At 45.0% G+C, this 24,537-nt stretch carries 23 protein-coding genes; 9 read left to right on the top strand and 14 right to left on the bottom strand.

Annotated elements, in window-relative coordinates; genetic code table 11:
• Nucleotides 1-40: 40 nt before the first annotated feature.
• The 9 genes from E4T80_RS07620 to purH all read right to left on the bottom strand — a co-directional run bounded on the left by E4T80_RS07620 (nt 41) and on the right by purH (nt 7,928).
• The gene (locus tag E4T80_RS07620) at nt 41-700 is read right to left on the bottom strand and encodes a protein-tyrosine phosphatase family protein (RefSeq protein WP_228064763.1); all 660 of its coding nucleotides are present in this window, start codon (nt 698-700) and stop codon (nt 41-43) included.
• Nucleotides 701-824: 124 nt separating this feature from the next.
• The gene (gene ccmD, locus E4T80_RS07615; RefSeq protein ID WP_135056866.1) at nt 825-1,022 is read right to left on the bottom strand and encodes a heme exporter protein CcmD; all 198 of its coding nucleotides are present in this window, start codon (nt 1,020-1,022) and stop codon (nt 825-827) included.
• 2 nt (nt 1,023-1,024) lie between these two features.
• Nucleotides 1,025-1,768, bottom strand: coding sequence for a heme ABC transporter permease (locus E4T80_RS07610; protein WP_135056863.1), 744 nt, complete (start codon nt 1,766-1,768; stop codon nt 1,025-1,027).
• Between the two features lie 47 nt (nt 1,769-1,815).
• Entirely contained in the window at nt 1,816-2,478 is a 663-nt protein-coding gene (gene ccmB / locus E4T80_RS07605) for a heme exporter protein CcmB (protein ID WP_135056860.1), read from the bottom strand.
• A 2-nt stretch (nt 2,479-2,480) separates the two neighbouring features.
• The gene (ccmA, locus tag E4T80_RS07600; RefSeq protein ID WP_135056857.1) at nt 2,481-3,107 is read right to left on the bottom strand and encodes a cytochrome c biogenesis heme-transporting ATPase CcmA; all 627 of its coding nucleotides are present in this window, start codon (nt 3,105-3,107) and stop codon (nt 2,481-2,483) included.
• 1 nt (nt 3,108) lies between these two features.
• Nucleotides 3,109-3,819, bottom strand: a complete 711-nt coding sequence (gene hda, locus E4T80_RS07595; protein ID WP_047977073.1) for a DnaA regulatory inactivator Hda — start codon at nt 3,817-3,819, stop codon at nt 3,109-3,111.
• 90 nt (nt 3,820-3,909) lie between these two features.
• Nucleotides 3,910-4,611 carry a nicotinamide riboside transporter PnuC gene (gene pnuC, locus E4T80_RS07590; RefSeq protein WP_135056914.1) on the bottom strand — a complete coding sequence of 234 codons (702 nt, stop codon included), beginning with the start codon at nt 4,609-4,611 and terminating at the stop codon, nt 3,910-3,912.
• Nucleotides 4,612-4,719: 108 nt separating this feature from the next.
• Nucleotides 4,720-6,213, bottom strand: coding sequence for a PTS transporter subunit EIIC (locus tag E4T80_RS07585; RefSeq protein WP_135056854.1), 1,494 nt, complete (start codon nt 6,211-6,213; stop codon nt 4,720-4,722).
• Between the two features lie 116 nt (nt 6,214-6,329).
• Nucleotides 6,330-7,928, bottom strand: coding sequence for a bifunctional phosphoribosylaminoimidazolecarboxamide formyltransferase/IMP cyclohydrolase (purH, locus tag E4T80_RS07575; protein WP_135056851.1), 1,599 nt, complete (start codon nt 7,926-7,928; stop codon nt 6,330-6,332).
• Between the two features lie 203 nt (nt 7,929-8,131).
• On the opposite strand from purH, the gene E4T80_RS07570 reads away from it, so the two are divergent.
• Genes E4T80_RS07570 through E4T80_RS07560 form a run of 3 tightly spaced genes read left to right on the top strand, consistent with a single transcriptional unit; the run spans nt 8,132 to nt 13,034 of the window.
• Entirely contained in the window at nt 8,132-8,710 is a 579-nt protein-coding gene (locus E4T80_RS07570; RefSeq protein WP_135056848.1) for a TetR/AcrR family transcriptional regulator, read from the top strand.
• Nucleotides 8,711-8,730: 20 nt separating this feature from the next.
• Entirely contained in the window at nt 8,731-9,936 is a 1,206-nt protein-coding gene (locus tag E4T80_RS07565; protein ID WP_135056845.1) for an efflux RND transporter periplasmic adaptor subunit, read from the top strand.
• Between the two features lie 11 nt (nt 9,937-9,947).
• Entirely contained in the window at nt 9,948-13,034 is a 3,087-nt protein-coding gene (locus tag E4T80_RS07560) for an efflux RND transporter permease subunit (RefSeq protein WP_135056842.1), read from the top strand.
• Between the two features lie 516 nt (nt 13,035-13,550).
• Here the strand turns inward: E4T80_RS07560 and E4T80_RS07555 are convergent.
• Complete coding sequence (locus E4T80_RS07555; protein ID WP_047977556.1) at nt 13,551-14,972, bottom strand: sucrose-specific PTS transporter subunit IIBC; 1,422 nt, start codon at nt 14,970-14,972, stop codon at nt 13,551-13,553.
• A gap of 263 nt (nt 14,973-15,235) precedes the next feature.
• On the opposite strand from E4T80_RS07555, the gene E4T80_RS07550 reads away from it, so the two are divergent.
• Complete coding sequence (locus tag E4T80_RS07550) at nt 15,236-16,573, top strand: anaerobic C4-dicarboxylate transporter (protein ID WP_135056839.1); 1,338 nt, start codon at nt 15,236-15,238, stop codon at nt 16,571-16,573.
• 47 nt (nt 16,574-16,620) lie between these two features.
• Here the strand turns inward: E4T80_RS07550 and typA are convergent, their stop codons facing one another.
• The gene (typA, locus tag E4T80_RS07545) at nt 16,621-18,468 is read right to left on the bottom strand and encodes a translational GTPase TypA (protein ID WP_047977558.1); all 1,848 of its coding nucleotides are present in this window, start codon (nt 18,466-18,468) and stop codon (nt 16,621-16,623) included.
• A 41-nt stretch (nt 18,469-18,509) separates the two neighbouring features.
• On the opposite strand from typA, the gene E4T80_RS07540 reads away from it, so the two are divergent.
• Entirely contained in the window at nt 18,510-18,689 is a 180-nt protein-coding gene (locus E4T80_RS07540; protein ID WP_047977559.1) for a hypothetical protein, read from the top strand.
• Here the strand turns inward: E4T80_RS07540 and E4T80_RS12790 are convergent.
• Both E4T80_RS12790 and mltF read right to left on the bottom strand, forming a co-directional pair.
• Nucleotides 18,672-18,815, bottom strand: a complete 144-nt coding sequence (locus E4T80_RS12790) for a hypothetical protein (RefSeq protein WP_167740704.1) — start codon at nt 18,813-18,815, stop codon at nt 18,672-18,674. The two genes, E4T80_RS07540 and E4T80_RS12790, sit on opposite strands and share 18 nt — an antisense overlap.
• Before the next feature lie 9 nt (nt 18,816-18,824).
• Nucleotides 18,825-20,300 carry a membrane-bound lytic murein transglycosylase MltF gene (gene mltF, locus E4T80_RS07535; protein ID WP_135056836.1) on the bottom strand — a complete coding sequence of 492 codons (1,476 nt, stop codon included), beginning with the start codon at nt 20,298-20,300 and terminating at the stop codon, nt 18,825-18,827.
• Between the two features lie 151 nt (nt 20,301-20,451).
• Between mltF and E4T80_RS07530 the strand changes: the two genes are divergently transcribed.
• Nucleotides 20,452-20,715 carry a GrxA family glutaredoxin gene (locus tag E4T80_RS07530; RefSeq protein WP_047977561.1) on the top strand — a complete coding sequence of 88 codons (264 nt, stop codon included), beginning with the start codon at nt 20,452-20,454 and terminating at the stop codon, nt 20,713-20,715.
• Between the two features lie 36 nt (nt 20,716-20,751).
• Here E4T80_RS07530 and E4T80_RS07525 read toward each other — a convergent pair whose 3' ends face one another.
• Entirely contained in the window at nt 20,752-21,495 is a 744-nt protein-coding gene (locus E4T80_RS07525; protein ID WP_135056833.1) for a YdcF family protein, read from the bottom strand.
• A 128-nt stretch (nt 21,496-21,623) separates the two neighbouring features.
• Here E4T80_RS07525 and E4T80_RS07520 point away from each other — a divergent pair, with 128 nt between their 5' ends.
• Genes E4T80_RS07520 through E4T80_RS07510 form a run of 3 tightly spaced genes read left to right on the top strand, consistent with a single transcriptional unit; the run spans nt 21,624 to nt 24,537 of the window.
• Complete coding sequence (locus tag E4T80_RS07520) at nt 21,624-22,832, top strand: oligosaccharide flippase family protein (RefSeq protein WP_135056830.1); 1,209 nt, start codon at nt 21,624-21,626, stop codon at nt 22,830-22,832.
• Complete coding sequence (locus tag E4T80_RS07515; protein ID WP_135056827.1) at nt 22,829-23,764, top strand: glycosyltransferase family 52; 936 nt, start codon at nt 22,829-22,831, stop codon at nt 23,762-23,764. The genes E4T80_RS07520 and E4T80_RS07515 overlap by 4 nt, the downstream gene beginning before the upstream one ends.
• The gene (locus tag E4T80_RS07510) at nt 23,761-24,537 is read left to right on the top strand and encodes a glycosyltransferase family 25 protein (RefSeq protein WP_135056824.1); all 777 of its coding nucleotides are present in this window, start codon (nt 23,761-23,763) and stop codon (nt 24,535-24,537) included. Before E4T80_RS07515 ends, E4T80_RS07510 begins: the two co-directional genes overlap by 4 nt.

The following is a 24,537-nucleotide window of genomic DNA, read 5'->3' as shown; positions in this document are numbered from 1 at the left end:
AAGTATCACAGTTTTTTAACCTGAATTTGCACTTGCACGATTAATTGGCTCGTAGCCGTGCCAATTCCTGTTTGATTTGCTGCACATTGTCTGCACTAAAGAGCCGCTCAATATTTTTCCAAATCGAATGAAAGCCATAATCGCCTTCAAGCATTTCCCGCTTGGCTTCCTCAATAGACCAATTTTGGTAAATCACCCGATACATTGCGGAAATTAAGCCGGTTCTGTCCGCCCCGTGATAACAGTGAACCAACACGCCGCCCCTTTGCTGCGCTTGTTCAATCTGCCATAGTACGCCTGCTACCTCGATCGGCGTAATGTGCCACGTCAAAAGCGGCGTATTGATTAAGGTGAGATCTTGATTGCCGAAGGCGTGTTTATCATCATTGCGATCAAAAAAACGGAGGTTTATCAGGGTGCGAATCCCCTGTTGTTTGAGTAGCGGATAATCCGTTGCCTGTAATTGCTCGCTGCGAAACAAACGCTCATCAAGGCGGTATAGATTACTCGCTTTGTTGATGACCGTTGCCCAATGGGATGGGCGTTCAACGGGGTTGGATATTGGCGTCTGACAAGCTGCCAACGGCAGAAGTAACGCTAAAACAGTCAAGCTATGCCGCATTTCTACTCCTTTTAACCGCCACAAGCGGTCGATTTGTGCCGATTTTTTGCGATTGAGAGATCGCCGACGATTTTTCATCTAAAATATCGGACGCTAAATTTAGCGTCCGTCATAAAACAATATCAATCAGTCATTGAGCCTATATCGCTGACCGTAATGCCGTTTTGGCAAAAAATAGCCTTCAACCGAGCGCTTGTCTATTTTATTGTGATGTTTTGTTAAGCTGCGCTTCCCGCATTTGGGCTTTTTTGGCTTGGCGGAGCGTTTGGCGTATTTCCCGTTTGCTTTGCCAAATCAGCAAGCCTACGGCTGCAAAGCTGATGGCGTAAGATAACCAAACGTAGAAACCGTAGCCGCCCATTGCGAAAAAATCGGCGATTGAATCAAATTGGAACGTCATTATTACTCCTTAAAATGTGTGGCTAAGGCTTGTACCCACGGGCGTTTACGCTCATCGTGCAGTAAGGCGCTACGGTAACGTAAAATGCTAAACCAAATCATAAACACCATTGAGCCGAAGATGGCAAGCAGTAGCGGAATTAACATTTCCACCGCCATTGAGGGTTTATCAAATTTGGTAATCGTTGCCCCTTGGTGCAGAGTGTTCCACCACTCTACCGAAAAATGAATAATCGGCAGGTTAATCACGCCCACAATAGATAAAATACCCGCGGCTTTCGCACCAATGCTGCGGTCTTGAAACGCAGAATAAAGTGCCATTACGCCAAGATATAAAAAGAACAGCACTAACGCTGAAGTTAAGCGGGCGTCCCATACCCACCAAGTGCCCCACATCGGTTTACCCCACACCGCACCGGTAACTAACGAAATAAACGCAAACACTGCCCCAATCGGTGCCATTGAGATCATCGCCAGACTAGCTTGGCGGATCTGCCACACTAATGCCACCAACGCGGCGACAGCCATTGAGCCGTAAACGCCCATTGACCAAATCGCAGCCGGCACGTGAATAAAAATAATCCGGTAGCTATCGCCCTGTTGGTAATCCTTCGGCGCAAACGCCAAGCCCCACACAAATGCGGTTGCCAATATCAACAGGCTCAATCCGCCTAGCCAAGGTTGGATTTTGCCTAATAATCGGTATTGGGTTTCCGATTTTGCATAGGGGTGTAACCACTTCCACATAAAAAATCCTCATTATTGGTAAAATTTTGCCGATAACTCACCGCGTGTTACTGCAAGCTAATGCGTAATGCCCCCGCAATCGCAAAGGGCGAAAAAGTCAAAGCCAGCGCTAACATTGCGCCTAAAATCGCTAATTGTCCATGATAGCCTAAATTCAAGGTAGCGGCTTCCAATACGGCGGCGGCGAAAATCAATACCGGCAGGAAAAGCGGCAAAATTAACAGGCTCAATAACGTGCCGCCTTTGCGTAACCCGACCGTTAATGCCACGCCAATCGCCCCTAAGCAACTTAAAATCGGCGTACCGAGTAATAGGGTCAGCACCAATGCAAACCAGACTTTAACGTCCAACGATAATAAGATCGCGGCAATCGGCGAGAGCAAAATCAGCGGTAAGCCGGTTAAAAGCCAATGGGCGATCACCTTCGCTAATGCCACTTGGGCTAAGCCGGTCGGCAGCAACATCAGTTGTTCGAGCGAGCCGTCCGCATAATCATCTCGGAACAGCCGTTCAAACGAGAGCAAAGCGGACAGCACCGCCGCCACCCACGCTGTCCCTGCGGCAATTTTAGCTAATAATTCGGGGTTCGGACCCATTAAGAGTGGAAACATTGTGATAACGATCAAAAAAAACCACAGAGGGTTCAAAATCTCGGCAGGTTTACGGAAAGCAATGGTCAGCTCACGCTGAATAATGGTGATAAGTGTCATTGTTATACTTTAAATTGATCTAGAGATAGCGTCTGCAATTTGGCACTGTCGGCTTTTTGGTGGCTGGTGAAAATGGCTATGCCGCCCCGCTCGCAGTGCTGTTCGATATGCTCGATTAACTCGCTCACGCCCTTTTTATCAATGGCAGTGAAAGGCTCGTCCAAAATCCAAAGGGTTGCTTCGGTCAGCCATAATTTCGCCAACGCCACCCGCCGTTGCTGACCAGCGGATAAATGGGAGCAAGGCAAATCTTCCCGCCCGATGAGCGAGACTTTATTCAACGCGTGCCAAAGGTGATCATCGTTTAACGGCAAACCTTGCATTTTTTGGTAGAAACGAAGATTTTCCCAAGCGGTCAGTTCCGGCTTAATACCTGCAAAATGCCCGAGATAAAAGAGCGAGGCATAATACTGTTCCCGCTGCTTTTGGATCGGCACATCGTTCCAACGTACCTCCCCCTCTGCCGCCACCGCCAAGCCTGCCAAAATACGCAATAAACTGGTTTTGCCGATGCCGTTATGCCCTTCGATTTGCCACCATTGTCCGCTTGAAACAGTCAGATGACAGCCTTCAAATAATCGGGTTTCGCCCCGTTCACACGCAAGATTGACTAAGCAGAGTTGATTCATTTTATCGCCCTAAAATCGCTTTGACGAAAGGTAAGGTTAATTTCCGCTGCGCCTGTAACGAGGCGCGATCCAATAAGTCCAGTTGGGTGGTAAGCCGGTGTAAATCCCGCCCAATGTGCTTTAACAGGTAATTTGCCACCTCGTCAGACAGCTCCAACCCCTTATTATGCGCATTGCGTTGCAAAATCGTGCGTTTTTGCTCATCGTTCAAATCGCCCAAACGATAGACTTCGCCCCACGTCAGCCGAGAACGTAAATCCGGTAATTTGATATTCAATCGGTTAGGCGGCTGATCGGCACTGATCAACAATAGCGTTTTGCGCCCTTGATTGAATAAACTCTGCTGCTCTCGGATTTGGTTAAACAGATCGAAAATCGCCAATTCCCACGCCTCATCGCCCGCCACCAGTTGCAGATCGTCCAAACAGACCACATCAAGCTGATCAGCATTGTCCAATACCCCCGGTGAAAAATAGTGGGATTTTTCCAGCGGAATATAGCTGGCAGAGAGGGAATTGAGCAGATAGTGATTATTGACCGCCTTGAGCAAATGGCTTTTTCCGCTACTTTTGCCCCCCCAAATATAGAAAAACGGCTGATGTACATCGTTAAAATTTTGACGTAACGAATCCAACAGCAGCAAGCTATTTTCGGCATAGAAGTTATCAAAAGTGTCATCATCAATTTGATGAATCGGCAGCGGTAGTTGCAAAACGGAATAATAGGTTGAAAAAATTGTGTCAAGGATAACGGAAAACACAAAGGTTGAGAACCCTCAACCTTTGATTTATCGGTGAAAAAGCTATTTTTGCAACTTCGTCCAGTTGTAATAGCCGTAGATCGCATTGAGCAAATAGGCACTATACATCACATACATTGACGGATTTTCCGCCCATAATGCGATAGACAGAATATTCAATACAATCCACAAAATCCACTGTTCACGATAACGCAGCAACATCAAAACTTGGGCAGAAACCACAATAATGGTGGTTAAACCGTCTAAGCCGGTTGAACTGCCCCCCGCCGCATTCAGTGCCTGCACAAACAGTAGCGTGCCGATGGCGATAAATGCCACTAAGCCTAGCCAGCCTTTCACACTCAAGGATTTGGTGATGACCGCTTCACTGCTCTTATCCTGCTGCATATTTTGCTTCCACAAAAAATAGCCGATAAATTGTGCCGGAATATAGACATAAAGCGTGGTGTTCATTTCACCCAGATAATTCGCCCCAAGGGAAACGTAAAAATAGCTATACGCAAAAATCAGCCCGAAGACATAATTACTGATCTTGCCTTTACTAATAAATACGTTACAGATGATCCCCGAAATACCGGCAATCATCGCCAATAGGGAATCGGGATAGAAATAATAGACGACAATTTGTGCAGCGATAAACAGTAATAACCACACAACTTCAAAAGGTTGCCAACCGCCGAAGAGTTCTTGTCTAATCTGATGACTGACTGACGAGACTTTATGGTTAAGTGAATGGGATTGCAACTGGCTCAACACGCACCTCCGATTTATGTAGCGTATAAATATTCGATTGATGGGTATTTATACGCCACTTTATTGGAATGTCAAGAAGAGAAAGCGTTAGGCTCTCGCTTAATCTTCCCGTCCTAAAATTTGGTTAATTTCGCTTTTGTACAAGACCGCTTTTGCCCCAAAAATCGCCTGAATACCGCCGCCGACTTCTAAGACATCAATCGCGCCTAACGCTTTCAAAGCGGCTTTATCCACCGGTTTGACCGATTTCACCGCCACCCGCAAGCGGGTGATACAGGCATCAACATTTTCAATGTTCTCCGCATTGCCTAATGCCACAATGATCGCTTTTGCATTTTCGGTCAAAGATGTTACCGCTTGCGTTTGTGCGTCTTCCTGCTCCGCCGCTCTGCCCGGTGTCATCACATTGAATTTTTGGATTAGGAAACGGAAGCTGAAATAGTAGAGCAATGCCCACGGCAAGCCGATAATAATGACCCGCACCCAGTTGGTGTTATCATTGCCTTGCAAAATACCGAACAGTAAGAAATCAATAAAACCGCCCGAAAACGTATTGCCGATAGTGATGTTAAACAGATCGGCAAGGTAGAACGATACACCGTCTAACACCGCGTGGAACACATAAAGCCACGGGGCGACAAACAGGAACATAAATTCGATCGGCTCGGTAATACCGGTGATAAACGAGGTCAATGCTGCCCCTAAAAATAAGCCGCCGACCTTCGCCCGTTGTGATTTCAACGCACAGTGATACATCGCCAAACAGGCTGCCGGTAAGCCGAACATCATTGTGTCAAAACGTCCGGCAAAAAAGCGTGTCCCCTCGGTAAACAGACCTTGATGCTGCGGGTCAGCCAGTTGGGCAAAAAAGATTTTTTGTGCGCCGATAACCGTTTCACCGTTCACCACTTCCGTACCGCCTAATTCCGTAAACCAGAACAGCGGGTAGATCATATGATGTAAGCCGACTGCACCGCTTAACCGCATTAAAAAGCCGTAAAAGAATGTCCCGATTTCGCCCATTGAGGCAATCGCCTGCCCCGCAGAAAGCAGCCACTGTTGGAAGGTCGGCCAAATTAAGAAGAAAATGCCGCCAACCAAAATCGCCGCAAATGCGGTAACAATCGGCACAAAGCGTGAACCGCCAAAGAAACCTAAAATTTGTGGCAGTTGGATATTATGATAGCGGTTGTGTAATTTCACCGTGATCAGCCCCATCACCAGCGCACCGATCACGCCCGTGTCAATACCTTTGGTTTGAGGTGAAAAAATCGGAATGAGTGCGGCAATCGTACCGGTCATAATTAAGTAGCCGACTACCGCCGCCAACGCTGCTACGCCTTTATCCCGCTTTGCCAGCCCGATGCCCAAGCCGATACACAATAGCAGTGCTAAATTCGCAAATACGACACTGCCCGCCGCCGACATAATTTGAAAAATGCCTTGTATGGTCGGGTGATTGAGCAGCGGATAGGCTTGCACGGTCGCTTGGTTGGATAATGCACCGCCAATGCCCAATAATAAGCCGGCGGCAGGTAAGATAGCAATCGGCAGCATAAATGCTTTACCGACTTGTTGCAGTTGTTTGAACACAAGTTCCTCCTAAGATTTTGATAAAAAATTCTGTTTTGCACGCGGTCGTTTCCCGACTCTTTTTTGCAAATAACAAAGCCACCCACAAAGGTGGTGTGGCTTTATTTTAAATACGTTTAGTGGCGGAAATGACGCATTCCGGTCAGCACCATTGCCATACCGTGTTCGTTCGCCGCATCAATCACTTCTTGATCACGCATTGAACCGCCCGGATGAATCACGCAAGTAATCCCCACTTTTGCCGCCGCATCAATACCGTCTCGGAATGGGAAGAACGCATCGGACGCCATTACGCAACCGGCAACTTGTAATCCTTCATCTTCCGCTTTGATGCCCGCAATTTTCGCCGAATAGACACGGCTCATCTGCCCTGCGCCAATGCCGATGGTCTGTTTATTTTTCGCATACACAATCGCATTGGATTTCACATATTTCGCCACTTTCCAGCAGAACAGTAAATCCTCCATTTCCGCTTGGCTCGGTTTACGTTCTGAAACACATTGCAAACCGTCAATATCCACACTGCCTTGATCGGCATCTTGCACCAATAAACCGCCGTTTACCCGTTTAAAATCAAGGCGTGGCTGCGCCGGGCTAAATTCACCGCATTCCAGTACCCGCACATTTTTCTTCTTCGCAAGCACCGTTTTTGCGTCATCGGACACGGTTGGGGCAATAATCACTTCCACAAATTGACGATCGGCGATGGTTTGGGCGGTTGTGCCGTCTAGTTCCCGGTTAAACGCAATAATACCGCCGAATGCCGAGGTTGGGTCAGTTTGGTAGGCACGATCATACGCCTCTAAAATATCCTTACCAAGTGCCACACCGCACGGATTTGCGTGTTTTACAATCACACACGCCGGCTCGTCAAATTCTTTCACACATTCTAATGCCGCATCGGTATCTGCAATGTTGTTGTAAGACAAGGCTTTACCCTGTAATTGCACTGCAGTCGCAACCGAGGCTTCATTCAGATCATTTTCCACATAGAACGCGGCATTTTGGTGGCTGTTTTCGCCGTAACGCATTGTCTGTTTACGGGTGAAATTCAAATTGAGGGTGCGAGGGAATTGCCCGCACGGTTGGGAAAGATCCTCTTCCTCCGCCCCTTGATACGGCGGCACTTTTTGCCCGAAATAGTTGGCGATCATTGAATCGTACTGCGCCGTATGTTCAAAGGCTTTGATCGCTAAATTAAAACGGGTTGCCAATGTCAGTGAATTTTGATGCTGATCCATTTCACGCAAAATCGCATCAAAATCGCCGTTATTGACGACAATCGCCACATCTTTATGATTTTTCGCTGCCGAACGCACCATTGTCGGCCCGCCAATATCAATGTTTTCTACCGCATCTTCAAGGGTACAATTCGGTTTCGCCACAGTTTGTGCAAAAGGATAGAGATTAACCACCACCATATCAATACGCTCAATGCCGTGTTGCTGCATAATCGCATCGTCTGTGCCACGGCGACCTAAAATCCCGCCGTGTACTTTCGGGTGTAGTGTTTTCACCCGCCCGTCCATCATTTCAGGAAAACCGGTGTAATCGGACACTTCCGTTACGGCTAACCCGCTGTCTGCCAATAATTTCGCAGTACCGCCGGTGGAGAGTAATTTTACGCCTCGCTTTGCTAAGCCTTGTGCAAATTCGACAATGCCCGTTTTATCGGACACACTGAGTAACGCCTGTTGAATTGGACGGTCGGTCATTCTGTTTCCTTAGTAAGATAGATTGAAATAAACATTGCAAATTATACCGCAAACGTTTGCGTAAATTCAATGCGGGCAAGCGGGCGGTTTGACGCAAAAATCTGCAAAAAGAGGGCGGGTAATTTACAAAAATTTTACGCTTAGCACTTTGGTAAATAATCGGAAAATCAGTAAAATGAACGACCGTTCATTTAGGGGGATTTATGCAAAAACAACCTGTTTTAAATGAAGTGGCACGCCACATTCTTTCCAGTACCGAATTGCTAATGGCAAGAGACGGCTTGCAAAATTTATCGATGCACAAAATTGCTAAAGAGGCGGGCTTAGCCTCCGGCACGCTCTATCTTTATTTCAAAAATAAAGATGATCTGCTCAACCGGCTTGCCTACGATCTATACGAGCGTTTTTGTTCAACCGCTTATACCTGCTTGGATTTGACGCTACCGCTACAAGAGCAGTACGCTCAACTTTGGCAGTGTAAGTGGGCATTTTTGCAGGATAATCCCACGGTGGCGGTCAATTTGTACCAATATCGTGCGTTATCCGGTTTGCAACAAATTATCGGCGAATGTTTTAACGATCCTCAGGAAACGTGGAACTTATTCGTTAAACGTGGGCAAGATGCGGGCGTGATCGCCCAATTACCGAGCGAAGTGCTGTTTTCACTTAGTCTAGGGGTCGCTTTGGATCTCGCTCACTTACAAGCGGTCGGATTGGCGCAGTTTTCTGCCAAAACGTTGGAAGACGTGATGCACCGTACTTGGAAAGCAATGACATTTTAAACTAATTTTAGGGAGAAAATATGACAACGAAAAGCCAAAAACCCGGTGTCGGGCGGAAGATTTTCATTGTGCTTATGTTAATTATCGTCCTTGTCGTATTTGGCGGGGTGGTTTTTATGCAACAATTTATTGCAAAGAAAAAGGCAGAATTTGCCCAAAATATGCCGGAGTCCGTCAGTCAAGTAACGGCGATGAAGGTACAACCGCAGGAATGGACACCAATGCTCTCCGCCGTGGGTTCTATCCGCCCAAATCAAGGGGCAATGCTTAGCTCGCAAATCGGCGGCACAGTCAGCCGTGTGCTGGTGAAATCGGGTGAGCGTGTCGAAAAAGGGCAGCTATTAGTGGAATTAGACAGCTCGGTCGAACGCGCCAGCTTGCGGGCCACCGAAGCCCAATTACCTTCGGTGCGTGCCACTTTGCAACGCTATCGTAATTTGATTGCCAGCAAAAGTGCTTCGCAAATGGAGTTGGATAATGCACAAGCCGCCTACGATCAGTTAGTCGCCAATATTGAGTCTTTAAAAGAGTCGATTAAACGCCGTCAAATCTATGCGCCCTTTAGTGGTGTGGCGGGGATCGTCAATGTAAATGTCGGGCAATATATCAATGTCGGCACGGACATTGTGCGGGTGGAAGATCAAAGCATAATGAAAATCCGCTTTACCTTGCCGCAAACGGATTTAGAGCATATTTTTGTCGGCCAAAAAGTAACGGCGCAAGTCGATGCACTGGCAGGGCAAACCTTTCCGGCAAAAATCAGTGCGATTGAACCGGCGGTGGATCGTGCTACCGGCTTAATCAATCTAGAAGCAACTGTCGAAGAAGGGCAACAAAAGCTGCTCTCCGGTATGTTCGCCCGTTTAAATGTGGCATTAACGACCGAGAAAAATCAAATTATTGTGCCGCAAATTGCGGTTACCTACACAATGTACGGCGAAACGGTGTACGTTTTACAACCGCTATCCGATGAAGACAAAGCAATGGTAACCAAAATGGCGGAACAAGACCCAAGCCTTGATGTGAATAAAATGTTCCGAGCCAAGCAAGTAGAAGTAAAAACCCTCGATCGCAGCGGTATCTATGCGCAATTAGGCAAAGGGGTGAAAGTCGGCGATTTAATCGTTACCGGCGGTTTGCAGCGTTTAACCAATAATGCGTTAGTCAGCCTCTCCGATCAAGAGGCAGTCGGCGTTACCGCTCCGGCAAACGTGAATAAATTATAATGAGGTAAGCCGTGAAATTTACCGATATTTTTATTAAACGACCGGTGTTGGCGATTTGTATCAGCCTATTGATTACCATTTTAGGCTTACAATCGATCAACAAATTGCAGGTGCGTGAGTATCCGGAAATGACCGTATCCATTGTAACGGTCAGCGTCAATTATTCCGGTGCGGACGCCAGCCTGATGCAAGCCCTCGTTACCTCCCAACTGGAAGAAGCGGTCGCTCAAGCCAACAATATTGACTATATGACCTCTTCCAGCTCGCCGAGTACCACCACCGTTACGGCGAAGATGAAATTAAATACCGATCCGAATACAGCACTTGCCGATATTTCGGCAAAAGTGAATGCGGTACGTTCTAATTTGCCGAGCGGGATTGACGATCCGACCATCAGCGTTTCGACCGGTTCAAACGATGCGTTAATGTATATCCGCTTCGTTTCCGATGAGCTGAACGCCTCACAGGTAACCGATTATCTTAACCGTGTGGTGAAGCCGCAATTTTTCACCGTAAACGGCGTATCTAGCGTGGATATTTTCGGCGGCGCAACCTTCGGCTTACGCATTTGGCTTGACCCCGACAAAATGGCGGCGAATAACCTGTCCGGCGCCAGTGTGTTAGCAGCATTGAGTGCCAATAACTTACAAACGGCGGCGGGCAATGCCAACGGCTACTATACGGTTTACCGTAACAAAGTCCAATCGACCACGCCGTCTGTCTCCGAACTGGAAAATGTAACGCTTGCTACAACGGCAGAGGGCAATCAAATCAAGCTCAAAGACGTTGCAACAGTAGAACTGGATAAATCCAGCGATGCCGCCCGTGCGACCGCAGACGGCAAAGAAGCGGTGGTATTAGCCGTCTCTGCCGCTTCCACCGCCAACTCACTGACGGTTGCCAAAGACATTTACCCGATGTTTGCACAGGTCGTCAAAAACCTGCCCGAATCTATTGACGGGCAGATTATGTACGATAAAACCATTGCCATTAACAGCTCAATCAACGAAGTAGTCAAAACTATCGGCGAAGCGACGTTAATCGTGTTAGTGGTGATTATCCTGTTCTTAGGCTCACTACGGGCGATGATCGTACCGGTTATTACAATTCCGATTTCCTTAATCGGCGTCCTCTTTATTCTACAAATGATGGGCTTTTCGATTAACCTATTAACGTTATTAGCCCTGATTTTAGCGATCGGTTTGGTTGTGGACGATGCCATTGTGGTGCTAGAGAATGTCGAACGCCACGTTAAAGAGGGCAAAAGCCCGTTCGATGCCGCTATTATCGGCACACGGGAAATCGCCGTGCCGGTTATTTCGATGACAATCACCCTTGGGGCAGTTTACTCGCCAATGGCGTTGATGGAGGGCGTAACCGGCTCACTGTTCAAAGAATTTGCCTTAACCTTAGCCGGTGCGGTCTTTATTTCGGGGATTGCGGCTTTAACGCTCTCGCCGATGATGTCCAGCCGTGTTTTAAAAGCCCACAATGGCGATGAAGAAGGGCGTTTCGCTAAATGTATCAACGCAATGTTAGACAAAATGACAAGCTGCTACACCAATATGCTGGCAGCGGTGATGTCTGTGCGTTGGGTAATGCTCGGCTTTGCTGTGCTGATTTTTATCAGCCTACCGTTCTTATTCAAATCGCTCTCCAGCGAAGTTGCCCCAACGGAAGACCGTGGCTTCGTGGTCGGTATCGCCAATGGGCCGTCCAATACGAATTTGGATTACACCCAAGCGGCAATCAAACCATTTGAAGAAAGCGTGCAGAAAATCCCTGAAGTCGATGCAATGATGACAATCGCAGGCTTCAACGGCGGAAACAGTGCGTTATCCATTATTTCCTTAAAAGACTGGAACGAACGCAGCCGTGAACGTGCCGCTATTTCCAACGACGTTGCCGCAGCCGGTAAAAGCGTGGTCGGAATGGATATTAACGCCATTGCGTTCCCTGAAATTTCAACCGGTGAAAACGGCTTACCGTTCTCACTGGTGCTAACCAGCTCGGACAGCTACGAAAAATTAGCCGATGTCGCCAGCGACTTCCTCAAAAAAGCGCAAGCCTCCGGTCAATTTTTCTTCTCAAGCCTCGACCTCAAGTTCGATACGGCAACAATGAGTATGAAATTTGATCGTGAAAAAATGGGTAGCTACGGCATCACAATGCAGCAGGTCAGCAGCACATTAGGTGCATTCCTATCTGGTGCGATTATTACCCGTGTGGATATTGACTCCCGAGCTTATCCGATTGTCTCGCAAGCGGTGCGTAACGACCGGCTAAATCCGGAAGATTTGATGAAATATTATGTTACCACCGCCAGTGGTGCGTCCATTCCGCTCGGTTCATTCACAACGGTGGAACTGACTACCCAGCCGTCCAGCTTACCGAGAATGAACCAGCTCAACTCGGCAACGATTGCCGGAGTTGTGGCAGGCTCAATCGGCGATGCGGTAAACTGGGCAAAAGCCGAGCTTGATCGCACCCTACCGAAAGGCTATCAATACGATTTCCGTGCCGAAGCCCGCCAATATGTGCAGGAAGGTAACGCAATGGCGATGACCTTCGCACTGGCAGTTGTCATTATTTACCTAGTGTTAGCAATTCAGTTTGAATCTTGGCGTGATCCAATGGTGATTTTAGTCTCCGTACCACTTGCGGTAAGCGGTGCATTATTAGTAATGAACATTCTCGGCATCGCCAAAATCGCTGGCTCGACCTTAAATATCTACTCACAAGTCGGATTAGTTACCCTGGTCGGCTTAATCACCAAACACGGTATTTTAATGTGTGAAGTGGCGAAAGAGGAACAGCTCAATCACGGTAAATCCCGCTTTGAAGCGATTGTACACGCAGCAACCATTCGCCTACGCCCGATTATGATGACGACGGCAGCAATGATCGCAGGGCTTATCCCATTACTGTTCGCTTCAGGCGCAGGGGCAATCGCCCGTTTTAGCATCGGAATGGTGATTGTGGCAGGCTTGGGCATTGGCACGCTCTTTACCCTATTTGTATTACCGGTTATCTACACCTTCCTTGGCAGCCAACACAAACCGCTCCCGGAATTTGACGAAACCAAATACAGCCATTAACCCAACATAAAGGGTGAGTAACTCGCCCTATCCATTCAACAAGCGGTCAGTTCAGACCGCTTTTTTGCAACATTACAATATTATGTAGCAGTTGCACAAAGTTGTTTTTTGTTCGCTTGTCGGGACACACTGCGTGTGTCCGGATTTTAACCTATTGAAATAATTTGATTTTTATAAAGGACACACGCAGTGTGTCCCTACATTCTGTTAAAATCTCTATTTTTATGTATTTGCTACATAATACCGCAACATTATATCGCCGTTATGCAAAATAACTGATCGCTTATAGGTAAAGGCGTAATGTTCGCTTCCTTTTAGCAAAATCTAATAGTATGATTTTTACAGATACTAGCGTGGTATTCCTGCATTTGTACACAAATTCATTTGTAGATTTATTGCATTATCTTTGTAATGTAAGTATCAGCCATATTTTTGCAAAAATAAACTGCCAACCAAGTGCTTGCAATAAAAAAGCCACCTTTTTGCAGGTGGCTTTTTTCATTTCAAGAAATTAAATTAGGCTTTTGCTTGCGCTCGTTTCCCTAAAATCACACTGATAATAAAAGCGACCGAAGCCGAAATAATCATACCGACAATATACATTCCGAGGCTATCCGGTTTGATAGACGGGATACCCGGTAAGCCTGCCGCACCGAGTGCGATGGCTTTAACGTTGAAGAAAGCGATGAACGCACTCGCCACACCGGAGGCGATCATTGCCGCAATAAACGGGTAGCGGTAACGTAGGTTCACCCCGAACATTGCCGGCTCTGTAATGCCTAAAAGTGCCGAGATACCCGACGGTACGGCGATACCACGCACTTTCGCATCTTTCATTACAAATGCCGCACCTAAGCAGGCAGCACCTTGTGCAATATTTGACATTGCCGCAATTGGGAAGATAAATGTTCCGCCGGTGCGAGCCACTTCCGCCAATAATTGCGTTTCAACGGCAATAAAAGTTTGGTGCATACCGGTAATCACGATTGGGGCATAGAATGTCCCGAAAATTGCACCGCCGATAAAGCCTAAGCTGTCGTATAACCAAGTTAAGCCCGCACTGATTAACGAACCGGCTTCACGTCCCAATGGTCCGATAATAGTGAACGCTAAGAAACCGGCAATAAACAGTGAGAATAGCGGCGTGATGAGGTTATCTAAGAATGACGGTACGATTTTGCGGAACCCTTTTTCTAGGGTTGCCAACACCCACGCTGCGACTAAGGTCGGGATAACCGTGCCTTGATAGCCGACCCGCTCAATCTCTAAGCCAAATACAGACCAGTATTTGATATTGCCGTTTGCCAAGGTTACCGCATAATTCCAGCCGTCCGCTAAGGCAGGGTGAACCAATAACATTCCTAACGCTGCCCCTAAGAACGGGTTTCCGCCAAATTTACGGGTCGCCGAGAAGCCGAGTAGAACCGGTAGGAAAACGAAAGGTGCATTCGCAAAGGTGTTGATTAAATCAACCAAATCAGCGATGCCCGGATACATATCCACCACATTCACGCCCTCGGCAAAGAAGCCTTTTGCCGTAAGCATTGAGTGAATCCCCATTAACAAACCGCCTGCCACGATCGCCGGAATGATCGGGACGAAAATATCCGCCAATCCTTTCACTAAACGCTGGGCAATATTTTGTTTACTTGATCCGGCACTCGCTACTTCGGAGGTGGTCATATCACCAATGCCAAGCAGTTTGGTCATTTCTGCGTGCACTTTATTCACCGTGCCCGAACCAAAAATAATTTGGTATTGACCGGCAACGGAAAATTGACCTTTAACCCCTTCAATATTTTCAATGCCCTCTTTGTCGATCAAGTTTTCATCTTTTACGACCATACGCAAACGGGTTGCACAGTGGGCTGCCGCCGAAATGTTATCCTTGCCGCCAAGTTTATCAATCACTTGTTGGGCGATTTGAGGAAAATTCATAAATCCACCTTTGTTTATTGTTGAAAATTAGACCTAATTATTTTAACTAAAACGATTTAGCTTAAAAAGCACTATTTGCTAAAACGTTTTAGTTTTGTAACCTAGATCACATTTTTAGCAAATTTTAGCGGGGAATTTTAGGAAAAATACGGTTTAAAACTAAAATTTCACAGAATTTGATTTAGGTAAAAATCCCCTCTATTTTGACCGCTTGCAGATAGAGTAAAATGACCGCATTTCATTTTTATATTGAGGAACACACTATGCTCTATTTTGAATTTCTACTTTTGCTGGGGTTTCTGTATGCCGGTAGCCGTTACGGCGGTATCGGCTTAGGGGTCGTTTCGGGCATTGGGCTTGCAGTTGAAGTCTTTATTTTACGAATGCCGCTAGGCAAAGCCCCGATTGATGTGATGCTGATTATCTTGGCGGTTGTTACCTGTGCGTCAATATTGGAAGCTGCCGGTGGGTTAAAATTTATGTTGCAACTGGCTGAAAAGGTGCTGCGTAAAAACCCGAAATACATTACCTTGCTAGGCCCGTTGGTAACTTATCTGCTCACCTTTATGCTCGGCACTGGGCACGCGGTTTATTCTGTAATGCCGATTATCGCCGATATTTCGTTGAAAAATAATATCCGCCCGGAACGCCCAATGGCTGCAGCCTCCGTTGCCTCGCAATTAGCGATTACCTCAAGCCCGATTTCCGCAGCGGTTGTCTTTTATCTGAAAGAAATCACCGCTTTGCCGGGCTTTGAGCATATTACCTTGCTGCACATTGTGGCAGTAACCGTATCAGCCACCTTTGCCGGCACGGTTGCTCTGTCGCTGTATAGTTTACGCCGCAGTAAAGAGCTACAAGACGATCCGGAATATCAACGCCGTTTGCAAGATCCGATTTGGCGTGAACGTATTTTAAATACGACCAGTACCACATTAAACGAGACCCTGCCGCCAAATGCTAAGCAAGCCTTCTTTCTCTTTCTAGCCGCTCTTGCAGTAATTATTGTGATTGCCGTTTTACAGGATATTCGCACGGTCGGCACCGGTGAAAAGGTTAAACCGATTTCAATGGGATTGATTATCCAAATGATGATGCTCTGTTTTGGCGGGATTATCCTCTTGATGACGAAAACCAATCCGCAAAATGTGCCGAACGGCGTCGTTTTTAAATCAGGAATGGTGGCGACGATTGCCATTTTCGGGATTGCGTGGATGAGCGATACTTACTTCCAATATGCAATGCCACAATTTGAAGCAGGCATTACTGAAATGGTTAATCAATATCCTTGGACATTTGCTTTCGCCCTGTTTGCCGTTTCCGTAGTGATTAACAGCCAAGCGGCAACGGCGATAATGATGTTGCCGGTCGGTATCGGACTAGGTTTGCCTGCGCCGTTGCTGATCGGGCTAATGCCGGCGACTTATGCCTATTTCTTTATTCCGAATTACCCTTCCGATATTGCGACAGTCAATTTTGATGTGAGCGGCACGACCAAAATCGGCAAATACTACTTTAACCACAGCTTTATGGTACCGGGTTTAATCGGCGTAACCGTTGCTTGCTTTGTCGGCATTGCCGTTGCGAATTTGATTATTTAATGAGTAAAAAGAAAAGGGACACCGATGTGTCCCTTATTTTTTATAAATTAGTGAGTGCTGGTACTAGAGGTTGTACGACTTGCCCGCTTGCGCTCTACTTCGGTCAGCAGTTTTTTGCGGATACGCACGGAAGCCGGTGTAACTTCCACTAATTCATCGTCATCAATAAATTCCAACGCTTGCTCAAGGGTAAATTTCACAGGTGTGGTAAGAGTTAAAGCATCATCTTTACCGGATGCACGCATATTGGTCAGTTTTTTACCTTCAAGCGGGTTCACGGTTAAATCGTTTGAACGGCTATGGATACCGATAATCTGCCCTTCATAAATTTCAGCACCGTGTTCAATCATCAACTTACCTCGATCTTGCAACGCATAGAGTGAGTATGCTAATGCTTTACCCGTCCCGTTAGAAATCAGTACGCCATTAATACGCTGCCCGATCTCACCCGCTTTTACGTCATCGTAATGGCTGAAACTGGAGTAGAGCAAGCCTGTGCCTGATGTCATTGTCATAAATTCATTGCGGAAGCCAATTAAGCCGCGGCTCGGAATGATATATTCTAAACGGGTGCGACCTTTGCCGTCCGGCACCATATCACGCACTTCGCCTTTACGGATACCGAGTGCTTCCATTACCGCCCCTTGATGCTGTTCTTCAATATCAATGGTAACTTGCTCAAACGGCTCTTGTTTACGCCCGTCAATCTCTTTGAAAATGACTTTCGGACGAGAAACGGCAAGTTCATAGCCTTCACGGCGCATATTTTCGATTAAAACGGATAGGTGCAGTTCACCCCGTCCGGATACGCTGAAAATATCGGAATCGTCCGTTTCTTCCACCCGTAGTGCCACGTTATGCACGAGCTCTTTTTTCAAACGCTCTAAAATTTGGCGGGAAGTCACAAATTTCCCCTCTTGTCCGCAGAACGGCGAAGTATTAACGCAGAAGAACATTGTAACAGTCGGCTCATCAACGGTAAGTGGCGGCAGAGCCTCGACATTGTTAATATCGCAGAGTGTATCGGAAATATTCAGCTCGCCAAGACCGGTAATCGCAATAATATCTCCGGCATAGGCTTCAGTCGCTTCATAGCGTTGCAAACCTAAATGCCCAAGCACTTGCCCGACCCGACCGTTACGGGTTTTACCTTCCGCATCAATAACCGTAACCGGCTGATTTGGTTTTACCGTACCACGTTTAATCCGCCCGATACCGATAACGCCGAGATATTTGCTGTAATCCAATTGAGAAATCTGCATTTGGAACGGGGCATCCAGCTCGACATCCGGCGGGGAAACATGTTCAATAATCGCTTCAAACAGCGGATCCATATTCGGTGCGAGATCTTCGTGATCTAAACCGGCTACGCCGTTAAGAGCGGAAGCATAGATAATCGGAAAATCTAATTGTTCGTCCGTTGCACCAAGATTGACAAATAAATCAAAAACTTGGTCAACTACCCAATCGGGACGTGCGCCCGGACGATCGACTTTATTGATCACCACAATCGGTTTTAACCCGTGAGCAAAGGCTTTTTGGGTAACGAAGCGGGTTTGCGGCATTGGGCCGTCAAAAGCGTCCACCACTAATAAGACGGAATCCACCATTGATAAAACACGCTCGACTTCGCCACCAAAATCGGCGTGTCCCGGCGTATCCACAATGTTGATACGGTAGTCATTCCAGTTAATTGCCGTATTTTTTGCTAAAATGGTAATGCCACGCTCTTTTTCCAGATCGTTGGAGTCCATTACACGCTCGTCCGTATCGCCACGGGACGTATCTAATGTGCCGGATAACTTTAATAATTTATCCACGAGAGTGGTTTTGCCGTGGTCAACGTGGGCAATGATTGCGATATTTCGCATTTTATGGGTATCTAAATGTTGCATTGAAATATGTTGTTGCTCAAATGAAAGTAGGCGAACCTACGATGAAAATTAGCAGCGGGCGTGTGCCCGCCGAACGCATTCTTGGCAATGTGATTAGCTCGCCATTTGCAAAGGTGCGGGATTATACCGAGTTTTCGCTCGGTCGGCTAGAAAGCAAGCGGTCGGTTTGCCGTAAAAATTTGCAAATTTTCGGGAATGAGGCATTAAGCCACTTGTTCTAAAACCACGAAGCTGACTCGGCGGCGGTCGGCAATACGGCGTTTTAATTGGTGGAGATGTAACAGCCTGCGGGCTTTATTACTCTTTAAGCGTTTGACGTTTTGCTTTAGTTTTCGTCTTCTCACCATTTGTTGCTCCTATTTTTCTGCTGGGGAAACGGGCTGTTGGCTATTTTCGCCTAAGGTTAGTGTTTCGGCAAGCCAATCTTTTTGTTGCTGTTTTTCTTGTCGTTGGGATTCCTGCTCTTTGAGGCGTTGTTGGTTGATGATACTGTTGTAGTAACGGCGGATATTTTCCACATACTGAAAGGCTTCAAATCCCCGTGCATAGCCGTATTTGAGCTGGCTGTAATAGCGTTTTTCCGCCAGTAGCGGTAAATTCTTTTTCACGTCCAGCCAGTTATCCGGATTGCCGCCCAGTTGCTTGGTGAGGCGGCGGACATCGATCAAATGTCCCATTCCCATATTATAAGCAGCCAAACCGTACCAAATGCGATCTTCTTTGTCGATGGTTTGCGGCAGTTGGCTCATCAATAAATGCAGATATTCCGCCCCTGCCCGCACGCTCTGTTCCGGATTGAGTCTGTCGGTAACGTTCATTCGCTCCGCCGTATCTCGTGTGAGCATCATAATGCCCCGAACCCCCGTTGGAGAGGTGGCTGACGGATCCCAATGGGATTCTTGATAGGCAATCGCCGCCAGCATTTGCCAGTCTAATTCGCCACGGTATTTCTCAAATAAATGTTGATATTTCGGCAGTAGATTATCAATCGCTTTCAGGTAGCTTTGGCTGTCCACATAGTCGAAACGGGCGAGATAGTTGAAATATTTTTCTTCGATACGGGCAATCAGCCCTGTTTCGTTAGCGTGGTGCATAAATTCCAGAACCGAGGCTTGCAATTCACTGTACGGCTTATTCGGTAAGTACCATACCACCGGCTGTTCGTCCGTCAGATCAAAGCCGACCGCAATAGTCGGTTTGATATGCTGCAAGGCGGACACATCAATAGAGACGGCGACCGTATAAGGAATCGTCCCGTCTGCCACTTGGATCAACAATTCTTCTTGGGTGAATTTATCCGTGGTACGCCATTTGAGTTTAGGAAAACGGGCTTGTAGTTTTTGTAGCACCGGTAAAACGGCAGAGCCGGCCGGCACAATCAGCTCCGAACGAAGCTCATCAATGCTGTACGGGCGGGTTTCGCCTTTCTTATACACCACTTGCCAAGATGCCGAATAATAACTCGCACCAATTTGAAACTGCTCCGCTTGTTCGGCTTGCAACAATAGACCGGCGGCAGCAATGTCGATTTTATTCTGTTTTAGCGCATCAAACAGTTGCTCGCTGCTATCGAAAGGCTTTACTTCTAAATTTACCCCAATATAGTCGGCAAATTGGCGAGCTAAATCATATTCAATACCGGCAGTGCCTTCCGCTCCGAAAAAGTAGGACATCGGGTGGTTGATCATTCCCACTTTAACGATTTTTTTCTGTTGAATATGGGCGAAGCTGTTCTCTTCCGACTGCATTGCTTTTTGCCAAGGAAATACCATATCCCAAGCCCAAAGCATCAGAACCAAGCCTAGCACAAGACGAATAATTAGCCCTTTCAAATGCCTTTCTCTCTATTTCTTTCGTTTGAATAATCGCAGTTTAGCAAAGTTCTGCCGTAAAGCAAAACGGCGATTCTAACCTCTTACACTATCTTCAGTGGCGAAACTTTGTTAAAATTTTGTGTTCTTATTACTTTTTAGAGGATATTGTATGTTTGTTGAAATTTATGGTCGCTTAACTTGCCCTTACTGCCGTAATGCCAAAGCATTGGCAGAAAAAATGAAAGCGGAATTGACTGATTTTGATTTTAAATTTGTGGATATGATCGCTGAGGGGATCTCAAAAGAAGATTTAGAACCTCGTGTTGGTAAGCCGGTTGCGACTGTGCCGCAAATCTTTCTAGATAATGAACACGTTGGCGGCTATTCCGATTTTGCCCCGCTTGTCAAAGCAAAATTTGGTATTGCGCTTTAATAAAAAGACAGAAAGCGAGGGGAAATCCCCTCGTTTTTATTTTTCTTTCCAATAACCAATCCATTCTTTAAGCGCGTGTACATTACTGTGCAGTGCACCGGATGCCGGCAAAAAATGCATTATTGTTAGCCCGTAGGTTGAAGGCGTAATGCCGCCGCCTACGCTGGCGGGCAAGACCTCAAACCCTTCTCGCTCAAAAAGCAGCTTGGCACGTTGCATATGCCATTGATTTGTAACCAAAATAATCTTGCGAACCTGTGCTTTTTCTAAAATAGCACGGCTAAACTGCGCATTTTCTTTGGTTGTCTTTGCTTTTCCTTCGATCCACTCGGTTGGAATCTGAAAGAACATTTTCAGCTCGTTTGCCATTACCGCAGCTTCCGATGTACCGTTCGGGCTACTGCCGGTAATTAACAGCGGTAATTGGGTATGCTTTTGGAGGTAAGCCGCATAACGTACCCGTTCAAACGCAATTTCACTGATGGCGAGTTTTCCGAATAGCTCTTTACTGTCCCGCAAGCCTCCCCCAAGCAACACGATAGCTTGGGCAGAACGGTAATCGTCAAGGGTAAGGTTATCTTCCGTGACTAACGAATCGTGTAATTTTTGTGAGGTGTAAGGCAAGCTGAAAATATATAAAATGGCGATCCCCAAGAAAGAGGAAACGTATGCTAACTTTTTCCAGTTCAGCCGAAAGAACCAGAGCGACATCAGCCATAAAATCAATACGTTAAACGGTGGCAAAATGATCGCCGTGATAATTTTGGTAACAACAAACATTGGCAGTCAATTGTTAAGGGTAAATCAATATTGTCTATTGTCCCATTATCCGTTTGAAATTAAAATAGCAAATTTAAGATTACAAGCGGTCGGATCGAGCAAATATTTTGCAAAGATCCGGAAAAAGTATGAAAGTCATTAAAGACAGTGCCATTTATTTAATCGGTGAGCTTGCCTCTAGAGCAATGCCGTTTCTTTTACTTCCTTATCTTTCCCGAAAATTGGGGGTAGAAGGGTTCGGATTACTTGCCTACTACCAAACCTATCTAGCGCTTTTCCTGATTATTGTCGGTTTAAGCCAAGAGGGGGCGATTGCCCGCTATTTTTATCGCTACGGTAAGCGTTCGTTAGCACTCGTTATTCATTCGGGTTATGCCTACACTTTGTTTAGCGGGGCAATTATTTTGCTGGTCTGCTGGTATTTACAATCGGAAATTTTAGCCTATCTGGCATTATCCGCAATTTTCCAATCTTTCTTGAATGTACAACTCAGTGTGCGGCAGTGTCAAAAACAGCCTCTACCTTATAGCATTATTCAATTTACCTCTAGTCTCTCTTCTGTACTATTAACCGTTTTATTACTGGAACTTTATCAAACCGAATTAGTCGAAAAGCGGATTTTAGCCATTTTTGCCAGCAATATTTTTGTGTTCGGCTTGGCTTATCTACTGTATGCCAAAAAACAGAAGCATAAAAAATTTGTCTGGCGGGATTATCGCATTGCGATTTTCTATTTATTTGGTTTTGGACTTCCTTTAATTTTACACAACGCCAGTCTATTTTTAAAAGGGCAGTTGGACAGAATTTTTATTTATCACACTTTTAATGAAGTTGAATTAGGTTTATATGCAATGGGCGCTCAAATTTCCGCCATTTTAACAGTTATTTTACAAGCGATAAATAAAGCGGCTATTCCCTATTTTTTTGAGCGTTTAAAACAGCGGAAAATCGGGATTACTCAGGTGCATAAATGGGCATTATTTTCCTTATTTATTATTCCGATTCCGGCTATTGTAGTGAGTATTATACCTGAATCTGTAATTGTATGGTTATTGGGAAATCAGTTTTTAGGGACAAAATATTATATTGTGATATTCTTGTTTTCAACCGCATTGGTAATTCCTTATTTTATTTTAGTTAATTACTTATTCTTTTATGGAAAAAACAACTATATTTCATTGTGCTCAATTATCTCAACGATAATATATGTATTAGCATTAATTTTATTAGCCGGCTGGACGAATATAAAATATGTACCTTACGCAGGCATCATCGGTTCGGTAACAATTTTACCTATTCTTTATTTTATGACAAATAAGGTAAGTAAAACACAATGAATTTAATTTTATGTTATACCCCCCTGCAAGTGCTGATCGCAGAGAAAATTATTGAACGTTATCCAACGGAGAATTTTTATGGGGTAATGCTATGTTCTGTAAATAATGCTAAATTTGAGTATTATCGTGAGCGGTTAGCACAAAAATGCCAGTACTTTTTTTCTTTTATACAAAGAACAGATAGAATCGGGCTATTCAAACAAATTCTATGCCTTAAATATCAATTTCATCGGAAAAAATTTGATAAAGTATTTATTGCCAGTATCAATGATATTCAAATGCAGTTTATTTTAAGCAGTATTCGTTTTGATACGCTTTATACATTTGATGACGGCACTGCTAATATTGTACCTTCGAGCGTCTATTATCAACCTGAAGTAAATACCCCTATCCGTAGAACCATCAATAAATATCTAAGAAATAAATTTAATTCAGAAAAAATAAAAAAATACGCTCAATTACATTATACGATTTATCCCCAATTTAAAAATATTATTAAAAATACAGCTTATATTGATTTAAGTCATTCATCTTCTTTTGAAAGCAAAAAAAAAGACACGGCAATAAATATTTTATTAGGGCAGCCTGTTTATCTGGATAATGATAAAAATATTGAACTGGCAAATGGTGTAATTAAACGGTTTAATATTGACTATTATCTGCCTCACCCTAGGGAGCAGTATCAATTAGAAAATGTAACTTATATTAACACCCCGCTGATTTTTGAAGACTATATTAGTCAGCAAACAACAGATAAACAATTTCGTATTTATACTTATTTTAGCAGTGCTGTACTCAATGTGATGTCAAACCCGAATTTAGATATTTATGCACTTCGTATTAATGTGGATCAACAAGAATATTTAGAATGCTACGAGCTATTTGAGAAAGTCGGTATCAACATTATTGATATAACAGAAGATTCAAAATGAAAAAATATGTCATTTCTTTAGAAAAAGATAGCGATCGCAGAGCATTATTTTTTGCTCAAGCCGATACGCAAGATTTTACAGTATTTTCCGCTATCAATACGATGCAAGCAAGTGAAATTGAGCTAAATCGCCAATTTAATCTTACACAATTTAAACAGCATTACGGACGTTCAGTAACAAAAGGTGAAATTGGTTGTACATTAAGTCATTTAGCCGTCTATCAATTAATTGTGGAAGATCTTGATATTGCACAAGATGAATATTGCCTAATTTGTGAAGATGACGCCCTGTTTGATAAAAGTTTCCAAAAAAATATGGAACAGATTATTTGCCAACCTTATTTAGGCGATATGGTTTTATTAGGGCAATCAAAAATCCGACAATTTAATGATCTCGAATTGGAAATTAATTACCCGACAACCTTCCAATTTTTACAACGCAAGCTGCCTGATAGTAGCCTGACAATAAGTTATCCTTATAAAAATTATTTTGCAGGCACTGTCGCCTATTTAATAAAAAAATCGGCTGCTGAAAAATTTTTAAACATATTGCATACTCAAATACCTTACTGGCTTGCCGATGATTTTATCCTATTTGGTCATCAGTTCGGGCTGGATATAAAAATTGTACGCCCACTAATGGTGATTGAAAATCCAAATATCAATTCCAATTTGGAAACAAATCGTGGCTCTATCTCGCATCATTTTATCAAAAAAATAATAAAATACCCTTTAAAGAAAGTATTGGCTGTTATGAGAAATTTAGGAAAATAA

This window comes from Muribacter muris (assembly GCF_004569585.1).
GTDB classification, from domain to species: domain Bacteria; phylum Pseudomonadota; class Gammaproteobacteria; order Enterobacterales; family Pasteurellaceae; genus Muribacter; species Muribacter muris.
The sequence above is the reverse complement of the archived record's forward strand: the minus strand, read 5'-3'. Positions and strand labels throughout refer to the sequence as shown.